Annotated in this window: 19 protein-coding genes; 7 read left to right on the plus strand and 12 right to left on the minus strand. The window is 68.3% G+C overall.

Features of this window, described 5'->3' with window-relative positions:
- Window positions 1–229: 229 nt before the first annotated feature.
- Together TSH64_RS16265 and TSH64_RS16270 are read right to left on the minus strand one after the other, a co-directional pair.
- Complete coding sequence (locus TSH64_RS16265; RefSeq protein WP_109446420.1) at window positions 230–799, minus strand: cob(I)yrinic acid a,c-diamide adenosyltransferase; 570 nt, start codon at window positions 797–799, stop codon at window positions 230–232.
- A gap of 10 nt (window positions 800–809) precedes the next feature.
- Window positions 810–1,004 carry a twin transmembrane helix small protein gene (locus tag TSH64_RS16270; RefSeq protein ID WP_098735145.1) on the minus strand — a complete coding sequence of 65 codons (195 nt, stop codon included), beginning with the start codon at window positions 1,002–1,004 and terminating at the stop codon, window positions 810–812.
- Between the two features lie 135 nt (window positions 1,005–1,139).
- Between TSH64_RS16270 and TSH64_RS16275 the strand changes: the two genes are divergently transcribed.
- On the plus strand, window positions 1,140–2,627 hold the full coding sequence (locus tag TSH64_RS16275; RefSeq protein WP_247872974.1) for a GH1 family beta-glucosidase: 1,488 nt from the start codon (window positions 1,140–1,142) through the stop codon (window positions 2,625–2,627).
- 22 nt (window positions 2,628–2,649) lie between these two features.
- Window positions 2,650–3,090 (plus strand): hypothetical protein, encoded by a 441-nt coding sequence (locus TSH64_RS16280; protein WP_109446422.1) that lies wholly within the window; start codon window positions 2,650–2,652, stop codon window positions 3,088–3,090.
- A gap of 4 nt (window positions 3,091–3,094) precedes the next feature.
- Here the strand turns inward: TSH64_RS16280 and TSH64_RS16285 are convergent, their stop codons facing one another.
- Window positions 3,095–3,421, minus strand: coding sequence for a hypothetical protein (locus tag TSH64_RS16285; RefSeq protein WP_247872975.1), 327 nt, complete (start codon window positions 3,419–3,421; stop codon window positions 3,095–3,097).
- Between the two features lie 244 nt (window positions 3,422–3,665).
- Between TSH64_RS16285 and TSH64_RS16290 the strand changes: the two genes are divergently transcribed.
- Window positions 3,666–4,637 carry a peptidoglycan-binding domain-containing protein gene (locus TSH64_RS16290; protein WP_109446424.1) on the plus strand — a complete coding sequence of 324 codons (972 nt, stop codon included), beginning with the start codon at window positions 3,666–3,668 and terminating at the stop codon, window positions 4,635–4,637.
- Between the two features lie 22 nt (window positions 4,638–4,659).
- Here the strand turns inward: TSH64_RS16290 and TSH64_RS16295 are convergent, their stop codons facing one another.
- The 4 genes from TSH64_RS16295 to TSH64_RS16310 all read right to left on the minus strand — a co-directional run bounded on the left by TSH64_RS16295 (window position 4,660) and on the right by TSH64_RS16310 (window position 7,288).
- Complete coding sequence (locus TSH64_RS16295) at window positions 4,660–4,884, minus strand: DUF1178 family protein (RefSeq protein WP_109446426.1); 225 nt, start codon at window positions 4,882–4,884, stop codon at window positions 4,660–4,662.
- 85 nt (window positions 4,885–4,969) lie between these two features.
- Entirely contained in the window at window positions 4,970–5,650 is a 681-nt protein-coding gene (nth, locus tag TSH64_RS16300; RefSeq protein ID WP_247872976.1) for an endonuclease III, read from the minus strand.
- 74 nt (window positions 5,651–5,724) lie between these two features.
- Window positions 5,725–6,501, minus strand: coding sequence for an ATP-binding cassette domain-containing protein (locus TSH64_RS16305; RefSeq protein WP_109446428.1), 777 nt, complete (start codon window positions 6,499–6,501; stop codon window positions 5,725–5,727).
- A 10-nt stretch (window positions 6,502–6,511) separates the two neighbouring features.
- Window positions 6,512–7,288: an ABC transporter permease gene (locus tag TSH64_RS16310; RefSeq protein ID WP_012978311.1), complete on the minus strand. Its 777-nt coding sequence runs from the start codon at window positions 7,286–7,288 to the stop codon at window positions 6,512–6,514.
- Between the two features lie 316 nt (window positions 7,289–7,604).
- Here TSH64_RS16310 and TSH64_RS16315 point away from each other — a divergent pair, with 316 nt between their 5' ends.
- A complete protein-coding gene (locus TSH64_RS16315) occupies window positions 7,605–9,011 on the plus strand; it encodes a diguanylate cyclase (RefSeq protein WP_146208033.1) in 1,407 nt (468 codons plus the stop codon).
- Window positions 9,012–9,029: 18 nt separating this feature from the next.
- Here the strand turns inward: TSH64_RS16315 and alr are convergent, their stop codons facing one another.
- From alr to TSH64_RS16330, 3 genes are all read right to left on the minus strand, one after another.
- Window positions 9,030–10,145 carry an alanine racemase gene (alr, locus tag TSH64_RS16320; RefSeq protein WP_109446432.1) on the minus strand — a complete coding sequence of 372 codons (1,116 nt, stop codon included), beginning with the start codon at window positions 10,143–10,145 and terminating at the stop codon, window positions 9,030–9,032.
- 5 nt (window positions 10,146–10,150) lie between these two features.
- Window positions 10,151–11,656, minus strand: a complete 1,506-nt coding sequence (locus tag TSH64_RS16325; protein ID WP_109446434.1) for a replicative DNA helicase — start codon at window positions 11,654–11,656, stop codon at window positions 10,151–10,153.
- A gap of 136 nt (window positions 11,657–11,792) precedes the next feature.
- On the minus strand, window positions 11,793–12,377 hold the full coding sequence (locus TSH64_RS16330; RefSeq protein ID WP_109446436.1) for a TIGR00730 family Rossman fold protein: 585 nt from the start codon (window positions 12,375–12,377) through the stop codon (window positions 11,793–11,795).
- A gap of 146 nt (window positions 12,378–12,523) precedes the next feature.
- Between TSH64_RS16330 and TSH64_RS16335 the strand changes: the two genes are divergently transcribed.
- The 3 genes from TSH64_RS16335 to TSH64_RS16345 all read left to right on the plus strand — a co-directional run bounded on the left by TSH64_RS16335 (window position 12,524) and on the right by TSH64_RS16345 (window position 15,159).
- On the plus strand, window positions 12,524–13,009 hold the full coding sequence (locus TSH64_RS16335) for a cytochrome c (RefSeq protein WP_109446438.1): 486 nt from the start codon (window positions 12,524–12,526) through the stop codon (window positions 13,007–13,009).
- Between the two features lie 3 nt (window positions 13,010–13,012).
- A complete protein-coding gene (locus TSH64_RS16340) occupies window positions 13,013–13,912 on the plus strand; it encodes a cytochrome c (protein ID WP_109446440.1) in 900 nt (299 codons plus the stop codon).
- 260 nt (window positions 13,913–14,172) lie between these two features.
- On the plus strand, window positions 14,173–15,159 hold the full coding sequence (locus TSH64_RS16345) for a LysM peptidoglycan-binding domain-containing protein (protein ID WP_247872977.1): 987 nt from the start codon (window positions 14,173–14,175) through the stop codon (window positions 15,157–15,159).
- Between the two features lie 19 nt (window positions 15,160–15,178).
- Here the strand turns inward: TSH64_RS16345 and TSH64_RS16350 are convergent, their stop codons facing one another.
- Both TSH64_RS16350 and corA read right to left on the minus strand, forming a co-directional pair.
- Window positions 15,179–15,577 (minus strand): hypothetical protein, encoded by a 399-nt coding sequence (locus TSH64_RS16350; protein ID WP_109446442.1) that lies wholly within the window; start codon window positions 15,575–15,577, stop codon window positions 15,179–15,181.
- Between the two features lie 89 nt (window positions 15,578–15,666).
- Window positions 15,667–16,686, minus strand: coding sequence for a magnesium/cobalt transporter CorA (gene corA / locus TSH64_RS16355; protein ID WP_109446444.1), 1,020 nt, complete (start codon window positions 16,684–16,686; stop codon window positions 15,667–15,669).
- Window positions 16,687–16,714: the final 28 nt, after the last annotated feature.

Consider the following 16,714-nt stretch of genomic DNA (forward strand, 5'->3'; position numbering starts at 1 on the left):
GTTGTAGTCGACCACTCGCTTAACGGGGACGAGGACTTTCATAACTCACCCTGGCTGCTGAGCGCGCGCCTGTTACGGCGAACACCGCGAAAATTGCTGTGGTTGCGAACGGACCATAGGATCTGGAAATACCACTGTCAATGACGCGCCGGACGCGCGGGCGGCCTCATATGCCGCCCCGGTTGTCGCGGCAGGGGAGACCGCACGGTGTCAATCGGAATGCGCACGCTCAGCGGTTGGCTCCGGGCACCCACAGCACGTCGTCCGCCCCGTTGCGGTTCACCACCCGGCTCAGCACGAACAGATGGTCCGACAGCCGGTTGACGTATTTCAGCGCCGCCGCTGTCACCGGCTCGTGCCGTGCCAGATCGGTCATCAGCCGTTCCGCCCGGCGCACCACGGTGCGGGCCAGATGCAGATGGGCCGCGGCCGGCGAGCCGCCGGGCAGGATGAAGGAGGTCAGCGGCGCCAGGCCAGCGTTCATCGCATCGATCTCCGCCTCCAGCCGGTCGACCTGGGCCTGCACGATGCGCAGCGGCGGGTATTTCGGCTCCTCCTCCTCCGGCGTGCAGAGGTCGGCGCCCAGATCGAACAGGTCGTTCTGGATGCGGCCGAGCATGGCGTCGGCATCCGGCCAGTCCCGCATGTGCAGGCGGGCCATGCCGATGACGGCGTTCGCCTCGTCCACCGTGCCGTAGGCGGCGACGCGGCGGTCGCCCTTCGGCACCCGGCTGCCGTCGCCGAGCGAGGTTTCGCCGGCGTCGCCGCCGCGCGTGTAGATCTTGGTCAGCTTTACCATGGGGGAACAGTCAGCCTTGGGTCAGGATGGCGAGGACGAACAGCAGCAGGGCCGCACCCTGGAGCATCACGCGCAGCCGCATCGCCTTGTTGGAGCGGCGCGGGTCGCCCCGTCCGCCGCGGGCCATGAAGAAGAGGCCGACGAACAGCGAGCCGACCACCGCCAGCATCGCCATGACCATCAGGATGGGGAAGAGAGTCTGCATGGGGCTCACTATATCCCAGCATCCGGCCCGCGCCTATGGCGACGGAATCGGGACTTGGGGTAATCACCCGGTTGCCAAAGCCGTTGGACTGCATACAGTGCGCGGCTGCGGGGCCGAGGAAAAGTTGGACCCGTTATGACTTTGGAGAAGCAGGCGATGCAGCGGCGGACTTTCCTGAAGACGGCCCTGAAGGCGACCGCGGCCACCGCGGCCGGCGCCGGCGCCCTGGCGGTGCTGGGCCGCGAGACCGTCCAGGCCGCTCCGGGTGCTGCCGGTGCCGTTGTCCCGTCGGTGTCCTTCCCGATGGACTTCCTGTGGGGCGTCTCCACCTCCAGCTACCAGATCGAGGGCGCCGTCGCCGAGGATGGGCGGGGGCCCAGCGTCTGGGACACCTACAGCCATTCCTTCGGGCGGATCGCCAACGGCGACACCGGCGACGTGGCCTGCGACCATTACCACCGCTATGCCGAGGATGTGGATCTGATGGCGAAGGCCGGGATGAAGGCCTACCGCTTCTCCATCGCCTGGCCGCGGGTGATGCCGCAGGGCACCGGGGCGGTGAACGCCAAGGGGCTGGACTTCTACGACCGGCTGACCGACACGCTGCTGGCCAAGGGCATCCAGCCCTGGCCCTGCCTGTTCCATTGGGACCTGCCGCAGGCGTTGCAGGACAAGGGCGGCTGGACCAACCGCGACATCGCCGGCTGGTTCACCGACTACGCGCTGGCGGTGACCGCCCGGCTGGGCGACCGCGCCCGCAACTGGGCGATGCTGAACGAGCCGTCGGTGGTCGCCATCTTCGGCCACGGCACCGGCGGGCATGCGCCGGGCCTGACCGGCCGGCAGAACTGCCTGAAGGCGATCCACCACCAGAACCTCGCCCAGGGCACGGCGCTGGCGGCGCTGCGCCAGGCCGGCGGCAAGAACTGGCGGCTCGGTACCGTGCTGTCGCTCCAGCCGTCCTGGCCGGTCGGCGGTCTCGACTCGAACTATCCCGCCTCGCTGATGTGGGACGCGCTGTGGAACCGCTCCTGCCTGGATCCGCTGTTCAAGGGCCGTTTCCCCGAGCAGCTGGAGGCCGAATTCACCCGCATCGCCAAGCCCGACGATCTGGCCCGCATCAAGCAGCCGGTCGATTTCCTCGGCGTCAATTACTACAGCCGCATGCACCAGCAGCCCGACCCGCAGGGGCTGTTCGGCACCGGCTACGGCTCCGCCCCCGAGGGCACGCGCAAGACCGGCATGGAATGGCCGGTCGAGCCGGACGGGCTCAGCGAGATCCTGGCCGAGCTGCAGGAGAAATACGGCAACCCGCCGGTCTATGTGACGGAGAACGGCGCCGATTACCCCGACAGCGTCGGCCCGAACGGCCGGGTCGAGGACCGCGACCGCATCGCCTACCTGCGCGACCATCTGCTGGCCGCCGCCAAGTCGATCGACGAGGGCTGCAACCTCAAGGGCTACATGGCCTGGACCCTGCTGGACAATTTCGAATGGTCGGAGGGCTACCGCCGCCATTTCGGCCTTGTCCAGGTCGACCGCAAGACGCTGGCCCGCACGCCGAAGGCCAGCTACGACTGGTACGCCTCGGTCATCCGCAACAACGCGGTTCCGCTGGTCTGAGGGCGGCGTTAAACTGCCGGCCATGCCGACGCCCCGCCCGCAACAGCCGACCCGTTTCGCCATCCAGAAGGCGCGCGGCAAGGGCTGGAAGACGCTGGAGGTCGGGGAGGAGCTGGCCCATGCCAAGGCGCGCTTCGACCGGATGGTCGGCGTCAACCCGCGGGCCTATTTCCGGCTGATCCAGCTCGATTACAACGCCGACTCCGGCTATGAGGGCATGGAGTTCAACTGGACGCTGATCGAGCTGTACGACCCGACCCAAGGCGGCCGGGTCAGGCCGGAAGCCAAGCCGGTTTCGGCCAAGCCCGTCCCGCCCAAGCCTGGTCCGACGGCCCCGCGCAAACCGACGGACAGGCGCAGGGCCGGGGAAGCCGTCGCGTTGCCGCTGCGCATCTATCTGGCGGTGATCCTGATCGGCACGCTGGCGGGCGTCCTCGCCTATCTGCACTTCGCCGGAAGATAAGCCCTCACTCCGTCGTGTAGCCCTTGCGGCGCATGCACTGGGCGAAGATTTCCTTGCGGTAGCCGAACTGCGGCGTTTCCGGCAGCGGGCGCAGCGGATAGCCGCGCAGGCGCATGGTGGTGTCCACCTGCTCGGTGCATTCGTCATAGGCGACGGTCGGCACGTCCGGGCTGGCGGTCCATTCGCGGTAGGCGGGCGGGCTGCTGCATCCGGACAGCAGGGCCAGCGCGGACAGGGCCGCGGACAGGCAGGCCAGCCCCGGCAAGGCTGCCGGGAGTCGCGGGCGTGCGGTGTCGGTCCCGGCCTTGGCGCCGGTCATGGTCCCGGTCATGGCGTGCGTCCTGTTCCTTTTTCGCCCCCGATTTGACGCTACCACGTCCGGCCCTTTCCGATCCATTTTCGCGCACCATTTCCGGGAACGCGCCTTTTCGGCAACGCTGCGCGGCTGACAAAGCAGACGCCGAAAAATCGCCGCCGGAAATGCGACGCAATCTGGTAACACGATCTTAGTCCCCGATTCGGGGGAGTGTCGTGGCTCTGAAGTCGGTCTGATGTCACGGACGGAGGGAGAGGCAATGTCTGGGATTTCGCGGCGGGTGCATGGTGGCGCCGCGGTGGCGGCAGTGGCACTGGTGGTTTCGGCCCTGACCGTGGGAGCGCCCGGTTCGGCACGGGCCGAGGCGTCGGTCGCCGACATCCAGTGGGCGCAGACCATCCTGAAGGACAAGGGCTACAACATCGGCGGCCGGGCCAAGGGCCAGATGACGCCGGAAACCCGGTCCGCGCTCAGCGCCTATCAGAAGTCGGCGGGCCTTCCCGCCACCGGCAACCTCGACCAGGCCACCATCGCCAAGATGATGGGCGAGCGCGAGAGCAAGGCCGCGCCGACCATGGGCAGCCTGTCCAAGAGCCAGGTCGGGCAGACCCGCCACGACAAGGAGGTGGCGCCGCGCGCCGCCCCGACCGGCCGGGTCGAATCCGGCAACGAGAGCGTCGGCGGCATGGCCCAGTTCGGCGGCGCCCCGGTGTCGTCTTCTTCCTCGTCGTCTTCCTCCGCGTCCTCCTCGGCCAGCCACAGCGCGCCCGCCGCAGCTCCGGCGGCCCGCCCGTCGGCGCCGGCTGCCGCCGCAACATCCAGCGCCACGCCCCAGAGCGCGCCGCGCCCATCGGTCTCCCCATCGGCCAGCGCTGCGTCGAACGCCTCCGAAGGCCCGACTCCGCAGGCGGCACCGCGCGGGGCGGTGGCGGCGACCACGCCCGACGGCAAGCCGGCCCCGGTCGAGGAAGCGGCGGCGGTCGGCGCCGCCCCGTCGATCTGGCAGTCCAATGCGGCGCGGGCCGGGGTCGCCGGGCTGATCGCCGCGACGCTGGGCGGCATCGGCTTCGCCTGGTGGCGCAGCGGCCGCGGTGTCGATCCGCTCAGCCGGAAGCCCGCCGGCGACGACCGGCCGCGCGAAAACCGCGTCGAACCGAGCTTCGGCACCCCCCGCCGCCGCGAGGAGCTGACCACCGGCCCGCGCCTGACGGCGGAGGCACGGCGGCGCTGAACGGCGCCGCGCCCGGGTCCGGTCACATCATCATCGGGCAGCCGCCTCCGCCGCAGCCGCCAGGGCCGCAGGCGGGGGCGGGCTGGGACTTTCCGACGCGCGGCGCCATGATGGCCTTGGCGACCTCGGTGCCGCCGCAGGACGGGCAGGGAATGCCGACGGCCTTCTTGGCGTCGTAATCGGCCATATTGTCGAACCACTGGTCGAAATCATGGCCGCAGGCGCAGTGCAGGGCGTAGACGATCATCGCGGGAGCCTCGAAAAGCGGAATTTCGGCCGCTCTTCTAGTCAGCCCTCCGGCGTCCCGCCAGGATCTGCATCAATCGCAAGCGTCACCGTGACTCGGTCACTCCCACCCGCGCGCACATCGACAAGAGCGGGCAGGTTGAGCAGCGCGGCCGTTCGCCGGTACACACCCATTTGCCGAAGGGCACCAGCCGCTCGTTGATCTCGACCCAGTAGCGTTTCGGCAGCACCGCCAGCAGCGCCGCCATCGTCTTCTCGGGGTTGCGTGCCTGCACGTAGCCCCAGCGGTTGGCGATGCGGTGGACATGGATGTCGACCGCCAGCGCCGGGATGCCGAAGCCGACCGCCAGCGTCAGCGCCGCGATCTTCGGCCCCACCCCATGGAAGCGCATCAGCCCGTCCGGCGTGTCGGGCACCTCGCCGCCCAGCTCCTCGACGATGCGGCGGGACAGCGCGCGGATGTCGCGCGCCTTCGGTTCGGGGAAGGTGGCGCCGTGCAGCAGTTGGACCAGCCGCTCCTCCGGCTGGGCGGCCATGGCGGCCGGCGTGTCGGCGACGGCGAACAGCCGTTCGGCGACCTCCAGGCTCGTCTCGTCCCGCGTGCGGGCGGAAATCAGGCTGGCGACCAGCTGCTGGAACGGGGTGGCATAGCCGCGGTCGCGCAGCTCGAACATCGCCGCCTTGGGATAGGGGGCGACCGCGACCCGCAGGCGGCGGAAGACCTCGTCGATGTCGAAGTCCTGGGATGTCGCGGGCTGTATGCTCACGGGAGGCCACCGTCGGGGAACGGGCGGCAACAAGCGCCCGTCCGGTAACCGGCCAGTCCCCGCTATTGTTCCGCCTACAGCGCCTTGATCTGCATCTTGATCGGCCCGTCCGCCCGGCCATGGACGAACTGGTCGACATAGGCGTTGCCCGAATTGTCGATGTCGCGGGCGTGGCCGGTCCAGATGATCCGGCCCTGGTAGATCATGGCGATGCGGTCGGCGATCTTGCGGGCGGACGCCATGTCGTGGGTGATGGTGACCGCGGTGGCGCCGAGATCCTTCACGCACTGCACGATCAGCTCGTTGATGACGTCGGCCATGATCGGGTCGAGGCCGGTCGTCGGCTCGTCGAAGAAGATGATCTCCGGCTCGTCGGCGATGGCGCGGGCGAGGCCGACGCGCTTCTGCATGCCGCCCGACAGCTCCGAGGGCGACAGCTCCGCCACGTCGGGGGTGAGGCCGACGGCGCCCAGCTTGGCGACGGCGATCTCCTTGGCCTGGGCACGCGGCATATGGGCGCCCTGGATCAGGCCGAAGGCGACGTTCTCCCACACCGTCAGGCTGTCGAACAGGGCGGCGCCCTGGAACAGCATGCCGAACTTGTGGAGCAGCTTCTCGCGCTCGCGCGAGCGCAGCCGGGTCGTCTCGACGCCGTCGACCTGGATCGAGCCGGAATCCGGCGTCAGCAGGCCGAGGATGCTCTTCAGCATCACCGACTTGCCGGTGCCCGACCCGCCGATGACGACCAGCGACTCGCCCTTCGCCACCTCCAGGTCGATGCCGTTCAGCACCTTCTTCGGGCCGAAATGCTTGGTGACGTTCTTGAGCGCGATCTTGGGAACGGTTGTCATGAACTGGCGCTCACTTGGTCGAGAAGAAGAGGCCGGTGATCAGGTAGTTCCACACCAGGATCATGATCGAGGCCGACACCACCGCGTTGGTGGTCGCCGCCCCGACGCCCTGGGCGCCGCCCTTGGAGTGGTAGCCGTGGTAGCAGCCCATCAGCGCGATCAGGAAGCCGAAGATCGCCGCCTTGACCAGGCCGGAGATGACGTCGACCGGCTGGAGGAATTCCCAGGTGCGGTTGATGTAGCTGGCGGCGTTGAAGTCCAGCCGGTAGACGCCGACCAGAAAGCCGCCGAACACGCCGATGATGTCGGCGACCACCACCAGCAGCGGCACCATGGTCAGCCCGGCGATCAGCCGCGGCGCCACCAGATACTTGTAGGGGTTGGTCGACAGGGTGGACAGGGCGTCGATCTGCTCGGTCACCCGCATGGTGCCGATCTCCGCCGCCATGGCGGCGCCGATGCGGCCCGCGACCATCAGGCCGGCCAGCACCGGCCCCAGCTCGCGGGTGATCGACAGCACGACGACGGTGGCGATGGCGCCCTCCGCCTGGAAGCGGGAGAAGCCGCTGTAGCTCTGCAACGCCAGCACCATGCCGGTGAACAGCGCGGTCAGCCCGACCACCGGCAGCGAATAATAGCCGATGTCGATCATCTGCCGCAGGATCTGGCGCGGATAGAGCGGCGGGCGCACGCAGTGCGACAGGGCGGACCCGGTGAACAGGGCAAGGCGTCCGGTCGCTTCCAGGAAGATCAGGAAGGCCCGGCCGGTAGCGGCGAGGAAACCCATCAGTCGGCCCGCATCCTTGGTTAGAGACTCGTTTGGGCGATGCGGTCATAGCACCGATGAAGGGCTAGGTCATCCTTGGACTTTGCAGGGGAGGGACGTTGCGGCACCATCTGGGCTGGTCCGGTCGGCGGTCGCGGCCGCAGCGGCTGGCAGTCCGGGATCTCCGGTCAAGGGGCGGGAAGGGCCGCCCGCACAGCCTCGTAATAATCACATCTATTTTCATAGTCGATTCTTATTTGTACGGAAAGCATCATACTCCAGTATAAAGGACTAAGCTGCAGCCGGCCATTTTCCGTCACTTCTACACAAGAGCATCGTGGGCTACGCCATGGAGTCTGATCGATTCAAGCTGCTGCTGGATGGCCGACCCGACGACACCCGTGGAGACGAGGAAATGGGACCGGGCAACCCCATTCCGGCGTTCACCGGCGAGACGTGCCGGTCTGCGGAAGCGCATGAGTCGGGCCGCTCCGTCAGCGATGTAGCCGTCACTCCGGAGGGAGTGGTCCTCGACGTCACGGACGGGTGCCTGTCGAGGACAGGGTATTGCCGGGCCGATCTCCTTGGGCGACCGATTGACACCATCCTCGACAGCGCAAGCGGGGCTGCTATCAGGGAGTTCATGCAGGCGCCCGGCCACATCCATGGCGCCATCGTTGATGCAACCTTAGCTTGCGGAGACGGCTCGACATGCCGTGTGGAACTCACGGTGCGGTGCCGGACGGACGCGCCGGGGGTGTTTTCGATTGCCATCAACGGGTTCGCTGAAATGGCGGAGTGCGGGCATCGTGCCATGCTCACCCAAGTTTCGGTTGATAAAGTTTCGGATATGATCATCTGGCTCGATGCGGATGGGCGGTATGTCTTCGTCAATCGGGCGGCGACGCGGATGTTCGGCTATTCGGCAGCGGAGTTCGGCCGGAAAAGAGTCTGGGACGTCGATCCGTTGTTCAATGAAGAAATATGGCGTGAGCATTGGCAGGATCTCGTCGACCAGGGCGTGGTCAGGATCGAAACGATAAACAAAACAAGAGATGGCGTTGAGGTTCCTATCGAAGTGACGGCAAATCTTGTCGAATACAAAGGCAAATTCTACAATTGCAGCATAGTCAGGGATATCACCGAGCGCAGAAGAATGGAGGCGGAATGGCGGTTTTTGAATGAGAAAGCGCTTCAGCTCAGCCTTACGGACGCGTTGACTGGAATTGGAAACCGTCGCCGATTCGACACGGCATTCGATGCCGAGTTGAAAAGCCACTTGCGCTCCCGTGCACCGCTCTCCCTCATCCTCTGCGATGTCGATGCTTTCAAGGCCTTCAACGATCGTTACGGTCATGTGGCCGGTGACGATTGTCTTCGGCAGATCGCCGGGGTGCTGTCCAGAGCCGTTCAACGGTCGGGCGATCTGGCGGCACGGTTCGGTGGCGAGGAATTCGCGTGCATCCTGCCGGCCACTGAGCTGGAGGGTGCGATGCGGGTTGCCGAAGGGATCCGAACCGGGATCATGGCGCTGGCGATCCCGCATGCAGGGTCGCCTGCCGCCGAAATGGTGACTGCGAGTTTGGGCGTGCTGACGATTCGTTCCTTGGACAACGCGCCACGCCCCGAGATCCTGGCCGCCGCCGACGCCTACCTTTACAAGGCCAAGAACAAGGGGCGCAATCGCGTCGTCGGCGGAGAATTCATGCGTCCGGGATCCCGGCATGAAAAGGCCGGCCGATAGCGTCGTCCGGCCATCGGCTCACGATGCATAGACCCGGTGATAACGCCGGCCGAGCGAGGTCAGCACCTCATACCCGATGGTCCCGGCCTCCGCCGCCACCGTGTCGACCGGGCGGCTGGGGCCGATCAGCTCGACCATGCGGCCGGCTTCGGCCACGCTCTCCGGCAGGCCGGTCACGTCGATGGTGATCAAATCCATCGAGATGCGGCCGACAATGGGGGCGGCGACGCCATCGACGAAGACATGGCCCTTGCCGCTCAGCGAGCGCAGGTAGCCGTCGGCATAGCCGACGCCGATGGTGGCGATCCGCGCCGGGCCGGTCACCCTGTGGGCGGCGCCATAGCCGACCGTCATCGGCGCCGTGCAGTTGCGCACCTGCAAGAGCCGCGCGTCCAGCCGCACCGTGCCGCGCATCGGGTTGGGCAGATGCGGCGTCGGATTCACGCCATAGAGCGCGCAGCCCGGCCGGGCGAGGTCGAAATGATGGTCCCTGCCATGGAAGATGCCGGACGAGTTGGCGAAGCTGGCCTTCGCCTTGGGCAGCCGGGCCAGCGCGCCGCGGAACCGCTCCAGCTGCTCCCCGGTCATCGGGCTGTCGAACTCGTCGGCGCAGGCGAGGTGGGTCATCCAATAGCGGACGTCGATGCCCTCCAGCCACTCAGGATGGGCGGCGAGATCGTCCAGCTCGTCGGGGCCGAGCCCCAGCCGGTTCATGCCGGTGTCGATGTGGATCACCGCCGGCAGCACCTCGCCGCGCGAGGCGGCGAAGGCCCGCCACGCTGCGATGTCGCCGAGGTGATTCAGCACCGGCAGGATGCGCCCGGCGATGAACTCCCCCTCGTATCCGGGCGGCAGGCCGCCCAGCGAGAAGACCTGCGCCTCGGGGGCCACCGGCTCCAGCGCCCGGCGGACGGCCAGAGCCTCCTCCAGCTGGGCGACGACGAAGGTCCGGCAACCGGCGGCGGCCAGCGCCGGCACCACCTGCGCCACCCCCAGCCCATAGGCGTCGGCCTTGACCACGGCGGAACAGTCCGCCGGGGCCACCCGGTCGCGCAGCTGCGTCCAGTTGGCGACGACGGCGCCGAGATCCACGGTGAGGATTGCGCAGGCGCGCGGGCTCAGGTCGGTCGTCACTCTGGTCACTCGTCGGTCTGGTGGTGCTGGTCGAGATCGCCGAACTTGGTGAACTGGCCGTCGAAGTAGAGACGGACGGTGCCGATCGGACCGTGACGCTGCTTGGCGATGATCACCTCGGCGGTGTTGTGCACCTCGCCCAGGCGCTGCTGCCAGCGCTGATAGCGGTCGTTGAACTTGTCGTCGCTCTCGTCGGGCCGGCGCGAGGGCTCGGCGCGCTCAAGATAATACTGTTCGCGGAAAACGAACATCACGACGTCGGCGTCCTGCTCGATCGAGCCCGATTCGCGAAGGTCGGCCAGCTGCGGGCGCTTGTCCTCGCGCAGTTCCACCGCGCGGCTCAGCTGCGACAGCGCCACCACCGGCACGTCCAGCTCCTTGGCGATGGCCTTTAGGCCGCGGGTGATCTCCGAGATTTCCTGCACCCGGTTCTCCGCCCCGCGCGACGACGAGCCGCGCAGCAGCTGGAGGTAGTCGACCACCACCATGCTGAGCCCCGAGGTCCGCTTCAGCCGGCGGCAGCGCGTGCGCACCGCGGCGACCGACAGGGCCGGCGTGTCGTCGACATAGAAGGGGCAGCGGGCCAGATCCTGGCTGGCCTGGACGAATTTCGGGAAATCGGTGTCGCGGATCTCGCCGCGGCGGATCTTGTCGCCGGGCACCTGCACCTCGTCGGCGAGGATACGGGTGGCGAGCTGTTCCGCCGACATTTCCAGCGAGAAGAAGCCGACGACGCCGCCCTCCTGGCCGCTGGAGCGCATGTGCGCCTTGGCGGCGTTGAAGGCGATGTTGGTGGCCAGCGCCGTCTTGCCCATCGAGGGGCGGCCGGCGAGGATGATCAGATCCGACGGGTGCAGGCCGCCCAGCTTGCGGTCGATGTCGATCAGGCCGGTGGTGACGCCGGTGACGTGGCTGGACCGGCGGAAGGCTGCCTCCGCCGTCGTGATGGCGTGCTTGACCGACTCGCCGAAGGCCACGAAGCCGCCCTGCACGTCGCCGGTGGAGGCGAGGTCGAACAGCTGCTTCTCCGCCTCGCCGATCTGGTCGAGCGCGGTGATGTCGAGGTCGTGGCGGTACGCCTCGTTCACCATGTCGGTGCCGACCTCGATCAGCTGCCGGCGGATGAACAGGTCGTGGATGGTCTTGCCGTAGTCGCCGGCATTGACCACCGTCACCACGTTGGCGGCCAGTTCCGCCAGATAGGCGCTGCCGCCTTCGACCGCCAGTTCGGGATCGTTGTCGAACAGGGCCTTCAGCGTGACCGGGTTCGCGATCTGGCCGCGGTCGACCATCTTGGTGATGGCGGCGAAGATGCGCTGGTGGGCCGGGTCGTAGAAATGCTCCGGCCGCAGGAACTCGCCGACCTTCTCATAGGCCTTGTTGTTGACCAGGATCGCGCCCAGCAGCGCCTGCTCCGCCTCCTCGTTGTTGGGAGGCGTTCGGTATTCCGCCGTCGGCTTGACCGCGGAGGAGGGGCGGGGATCGAACAGCGATGAGGTCTGGTTGCTCATGGAGGACACAGTATCAGAAACAGAACGCGAACGCTCGGTGAAGGGCGGGGAGCCATCCACAAAAGCTGTGCACAGAAGTTATCCACAGGTTGGGAAGTCTGGGGATAACCGTGGGAAGGGCTTCGACGCCTAAGCCTCACATCTTCCCGGGCTGGGCCGGATGGGCCTGGTCGGGCATCGCCCCCAGCGCCTCGAACACGCCGTCGACATGGTCGGCGACGCGGTAGAGGGCGGAGCGGTCGATGCGGGCGAAGCCCTGGGCGACCATATGGTCGATCAGCCCCAGGAGCGGGCGCCAGTAGCCGTCGATGTCGGCGATGACGATGGGCTTGTCGTGCAGCTGAAGCTGCTTCCAAGTCAGGATCTCGAAGGCCTCGTCCAGCGTGCCCAGGCCGCCCGGCAGGATGACGAAGGCGTCCGACCGCTCCACCATCATGCGCTTGCGGGTGTGCATGCTGTCGACGACATGCAGCTCGGTCAGGCCGGTGTGCTCGACTTCGGCCGACTGGATGTGTTCCGGGATGATGCCGACCACCTCGCCGCCGGCGGCAATCGCGGCGTCGGCGGCGATGCCCATCAGCCCGACCCGGCCGCCGCCATAGACCATGCGGATGCCGCGCCGCGCCAGCCCGTCGCCCAGCGCGTGGGCGGCCTCCTTGTGGACATCGGCGACACGGGACGATGCACCGCAATAGACGCAGACGGACGACAGGCTCTTCATCGCGGGTCAACCTTTCTCGCCACCGTCCTCCAAAGGAGGCGGGGCCGCAAAAAAATCTGGCGAATGCCATGGAATATCGGGTGGGGGCGGCGCGTCAACAGCGGCACAGGCACCGTTTAAGCCACGGCATCATCGGGAGGGACCACATGAGCAACCGGGTCGTCAATGTTCTTGCGGCGGCATCCGTCGCCGGTCTGATGTTCACGCTGTTCGGCATGTCGGCCGGCGCCGCCGGCGCGGCCGATCCGGCCGAGCAGGTCAAGGACCGGCAGCAGACCATGAAGAAGCTGGGCGGCGGCATGGGCGCCGTCGCCAAGTTCGTGAAGAACGAGGGAGCCACCGCCGAGGACGCGGCCAAGGGGGCGGAAGCCGTGCTGGCGGTGTCGAAGATGGACGTGAAGAAGATCTTCCCCGAAGGCACCGCCGTCGGCGTGGCCGACAGCGCCGCCAAGCCGGAGCTGTGGAAGAGCTGGGCCGAGACCCAGAAATACTGGAGCGCCGTCCAGCCCGCCGCCGAGAAGCTCGACGCCGCCATCAAGACCGGCGACCGCGCGCAGATCGCCCAGGCGCTCGGCGCCACCTCCAAGACCTGCGGAAGCTGCCACGAGGACTTCCGCGTCAAGAAGAACTGACCGGTGCGGCGCCTCCTGACCGCCGCCGCCCTGCTGCTGCCGCTCGCCTTCGCGGGCGGCAGTGCGCGTGCCGCCGGCCCCCTTCAAACGGGTGAGGGTCCCGCCAACGATTCCGTCAGCCGGGGCGCCTACATCTTCAACGCCGCCGGCTGCCTCGGCTGCCATACGGACGAGAAGGGCGGCGGCCAGCCGCTGGCCGGCGGCCGGGCGCTGGCGACCCCCTTCGGCACCTTCTACACCCCGAACATCACGGCTGACCCGGTGAACGGCATCGGCCGCTGGAGCGACGCCGACTTCATCCGCGCGGTGCGCGAGGGCGTGCGCCCGGACGGCGCCGCGCTGTTCCCGGCCTTTCCCTATGCCAGCTACACGCGGATGACCGACCGCGACCTGCTGGATTTGAAGGCCTACCTGCTCAGCCTACCGGCGGCATCCACCGCCAACAAGCCGCACGACCTGTCGCCGCCCTTCTCCTGGCGCTTCCTCGTCCCGGTCTGGCAGTGGATGTATTTGACCCCCGGCCCGGTCGCCGACGACCCGGCCAGGCCGCCGGCCTGGAACCGCGGGCGCTATCTGGTCGATGCGCTCGGCCATTGCGCCGAATGCCACAGCCCGCGCACCCAGCTCGGCGGGCTCGATTCCGACCGCTATCTCGCCGGCAACCCGCAGGGGCCCGACAACGACAAGGTGCCGGGCATCACCGGATCCAAGGCCAAGGGCAAGGGGATCGGCGACTGGTCCGACGGCGACCTGTCGCTGTTCCTGGAAGCCGGCCTGACCCCCGACGGCGATGTCGCCGGCGGCGCCATGGGCGAGGTCGTGCGCAACACCACCTCCAAGCTGACGGCGGACGACCGCGCCGCCATCGTCGCCTATCTGCGGACGGTGCCGGCGAAGGAGTGAGTCTTCGCGGCAACAGGCGCCGATTTGGTGCGGACTCATGATCCGTTCGGGCAATCGAGCCCGTTTGGCGGAGGGGTCCGCTCCAACGGCGCCATTCTTTTGCGACCTGTCCTTCTGCTATAGTCAGCCATCCTGCCAGGGTGGCGGGCCGCCGGATGGGTGCTCAGGTGAAACGAAACGCGTTGTTCGCAGCTTTGGGCGTGGCTCTGATGGGTGGGGCGGCGGCGATTGCCCTTTGGCCCGCCGGGAAACCGGCGACTGTGGCCCCCGCTGCCACGACAGCTCCGGCACAGACGGCGGCGCGGACCGAGACGCAGAAGGCTGCACCGGCGACCCCGGCGGCGGCAACACCGGAACCGGCCAGGGAACAGGCGAAACCCGCCGCACCTAGCTTCGACGTGGTGCGGGTGGCGCCGGACGGGGCGACGGTGATGGCCGGCCGCGCCGCTCCCGGATCGGAGGTCACCGTCACCGACGCCGGCACCCGCGTCGCCTCGGCCAAGGCCGACCAGCGCGGCGAATGGGTGATGCTGCCCGACAAGCCGCTGTCGCCCGGCACCCGTGAGTTGAACCTGACCGAAACCCGCCCTGGCGCCGATGCCCCGCTTCCCGCCGACAAGGTGGTGGTGGTGATGGTGCCGGAACCCGCGGCGAAGCCCGGTCCCGAGTCGCCCCTGCCGGCGGCACCGGTCGCGGTGGCGGTGCCGCGCGACGGGCTGGCCGGTGCGGCGCCGGCCATGGGCGGCAGTTCGCTTTTGCAGGCCCCGCCGATTCCCGACAATGGCGCGCCGCCGCCGCCGGGCGGCGTGTCGGTGGAGACGATGGACTACGATCCCGCCGGCCGGGTGGCGCTGGGCGGGCGGGCGGCGCCGAACAGCGCGGTGCAGCTCTATCTCGACAACATCCTCGTCGGCAGCGCCCACAGCGACCCCAAGGGCAACTGGCGCCTGACCCCGGAAAAGCTGATCGACCCCGGCCTCTACACGCTCCGCGCCGATCAGGTCACCCTGTCCGGGAAGGTGGTGTCGCGGGCCGAACTGCCGGTCCAGGTCTCCGCCATGCCGGCATCCGCCACCGACGGGCGCAACATCGTCGTCCAGCCCGGCAACAGCCTGTGGCGTCTGGCGCGCCGCACCTATGGCGACGGCATGCTCTACACCACCATCTACACCGCCAACCGCGAGCAGATCCGCGACCCGGACATGATCTATCCCGGCCAGATCTTCACCCTGCCGCAGGTGAACTGAGGGGGCGCGGCCGGGTCCGTCAGCCCGCCGGCGTTCGCCCGATGGCGGCCCAGCCGAGCGGGGTGAGGCGCAGCAGCTCCGGCCCCTCGCCGGCCGCGTTCGGCTCCAGGCTGACCAGTTCGCGGTTCTCGAACCAGGCCCAGCGCGTCACGTCCGCGGTGGTGCCGGTCCAGCCGTCGGCCAGCCGCTTCAGAACATCGATGTCGGCCGCCGCGATGGGGAAGCGCGGCTTCGCCACCGGCTTGGCGGCCGGTGCCGCGGCCACCGGCAGCGGCGGGGCGTCGGCCCCGGCGCGGGTGCGGATCCAGTCGGTCTGGTAGCCGCGCAGCGCCTGTTCCAGTTCCGTGCGCGCGGCCTCCACCGGACAGCGCAGATAGGCGTCCAGCAGGGCGTGCAGCCTGTTCGTCGCGTCGGTCATGTCCCTCACCAAACTCCAAAACCAACCATGTCAAACGAGCCGGCCGGAACCGGGCCACCCCGATCCGTCGCCGCTCCGCCGGACCGCCGTCACAGCCATCCCGTCCGCCGGAAGCGGACATACAGCGCGGTGCAGACCACGGCGATCACCGCCAGCACCGCCGGGTAGCCGTAGCGCCAGTGAAGCTCCGGCATATGCTCGAAGTTCATGCCGTACAGGCCGGCGACGGCGGTCGGCACGGCGAGGATGGCGGCCCAGGCGGCCAGCTTGCGCGTCACGTCGTTCTGCCGCGCGGTCGCCAGGATCATACTGGTTTCGAAGGCGAAGGACAGCACCTCGCGCAGCGAGCCGATCTGCTCGTTGACGCGGATCACATGGTCCTGCACGTCGCGGTAATAGGGCCGGATCGCCTGGTCGATCATCGGCAGGTCGAAGCGCTCCAGCCGCGAGCAGACCTCCAGCAGCGGCGAGGCGTTGCGGCGCAGCCGCTCCAGGTCGCGGCGCAGCTGGTGGATGCGCTCGATCTCCCCCGTGCTGGGCGGGCGGGCGATCAGCATGGCGTCCAGCTCGTCCACCGTGGTTCCCATCTGGTCGAGCACCGGGAAGTAGCAGTCCACCACATAGTCCATGATGGTGTAGACGATGAAGTCCTCGCCATGCTTCAGAAGCTGCGGCGCGCTTTCCGCCCGCGCCCGCACCGGCGAATAGCTGGTCGAGGCGCCATGCCGCACGGTGACGACATAGCCTCGGCCGGCGAAGACATGGGTCTCGCCCAGCACCAGCTCGCCGTTTTCCAGCCGGGCGGTGCGCAGGACCATGAACAGGCTGTCGCCATAGACGTCCAACTTCGGCCGCTGGTGGGCGTGCAGGGCGTCCTCCACCGCCAGCTCATGCAGGCCGAACTGCCGCTTCACCTCCATCAGCAGGGCCTCGTCCGGCTCCCACAGGCCGATCCAGACGAAGTGGTTCTCCTTGGCCGCCCAGGCGCCGGCCTCGTCGATGGGCACCTCGGCGATGCGCCGGCCGTCGCAATAGGCGGCGCTGGCGACCACGCCGTCACGGGGATGGCCGGAGGAAGGGGAAGGGGAGGGGGGAGGCAACTGCGTCATGGAGTGGAAAACCGGAAGAGGGGCGGCA

Source organism: Azospirillum sp. TSH64 (assembly GCF_003116035.1).
GTDB lineage: Bacteria > Pseudomonadota > Alphaproteobacteria > Azospirillales > Azospirillaceae > Azospirillum.

Bases quoted from the DNA above. Each gene is read 5' to 3' on its own strand.
- TSH64_RS16285 (WP_247872975.1), bottom strand. From the start codon at position 3,421: ATGACCGGGACCATGACCGGCGCCAAGGCCGGGACCGACACCGCACGC.
- TSH64_RS16335 (WP_109446438.1), top strand. From the start codon at position 12,524: ATGAGCAACCGGGTCGTCAATGTTCTTGCGGCGGCATCCGTCGCCGGT.
- TSH64_RS16270 (WP_098735145.1), bottom strand. From the start codon at position 1,004: ATGCAGACTCTCTTCCCCATCCTGATGGTCATGGCGATGCTGGCGGTG.
- TSH64_RS16350 (WP_109446442.1), bottom strand. From the start codon at position 15,577: ATGACCGACGCGACGAACAGGCTGCACGCCCTGCTGGACGCCTATCTG.
- TSH64_RS16290 (WP_109446424.1), top strand. From the start codon at position 3,666: ATGTCTGGGATTTCGCGGCGGGTGCATGGTGGCGCCGCGGTGGCGGCA.
- TSH64_RS16280 (WP_109446422.1), top strand. From the start codon at position 2,650: ATGCCGACGCCCCGCCCGCAACAGCCGACCCGTTTCGCCATCCAGAAG.
- TSH64_RS16325 (WP_109446434.1), bottom strand. From the start codon at position 11,656: ATGAGCAACCAGACCTCATCGCTGTTCGATCCCCGCCCCTCCTCCGCG.
- TSH64_RS16295 (WP_109446426.1), bottom strand. From the start codon at position 4,884: ATGATCGTCTACGCCCTGCACTGCGCCTGCGGCCATGATTTCGACCAG.
- corA (WP_109446444.1), bottom strand. From the start codon at position 16,686: ATGACGCAGTTGCCTCCCCCCTCCCCTTCCCCTTCCTCCGGCCATCCC.
- TSH64_RS16310 (WP_012978311.1), bottom strand. From the start codon at position 7,288: ATGGGTTTCCTCGCCGCTACCGGCCGGGCCTTCCTGATCTTCCTGGAA.
- TSH64_RS16305 (WP_109446428.1), bottom strand. From the start codon at position 6,501: ATGACAACCGTTCCCAAGATCGCGCTCAAGAACGTCACCAAGCATTTC.
- TSH64_RS16275 (WP_247872974.1), top strand. From the start codon at position 1,140: ATGACTTTGGAGAAGCAGGCGATGCAGCGGCGGACTTTCCTGAAGACG.
- TSH64_RS16265 (WP_109446420.1), bottom strand. From the start codon at position 799: ATGGTAAAGCTGACCAAGATCTACACGCGCGGCGGCGACGCCGGCGAA.
- TSH64_RS16330 (WP_109446436.1), bottom strand. From the start codon at position 12,377: ATGAAGAGCCTGTCGTCCGTCTGCGTCTATTGCGGTGCATCGTCCCGT.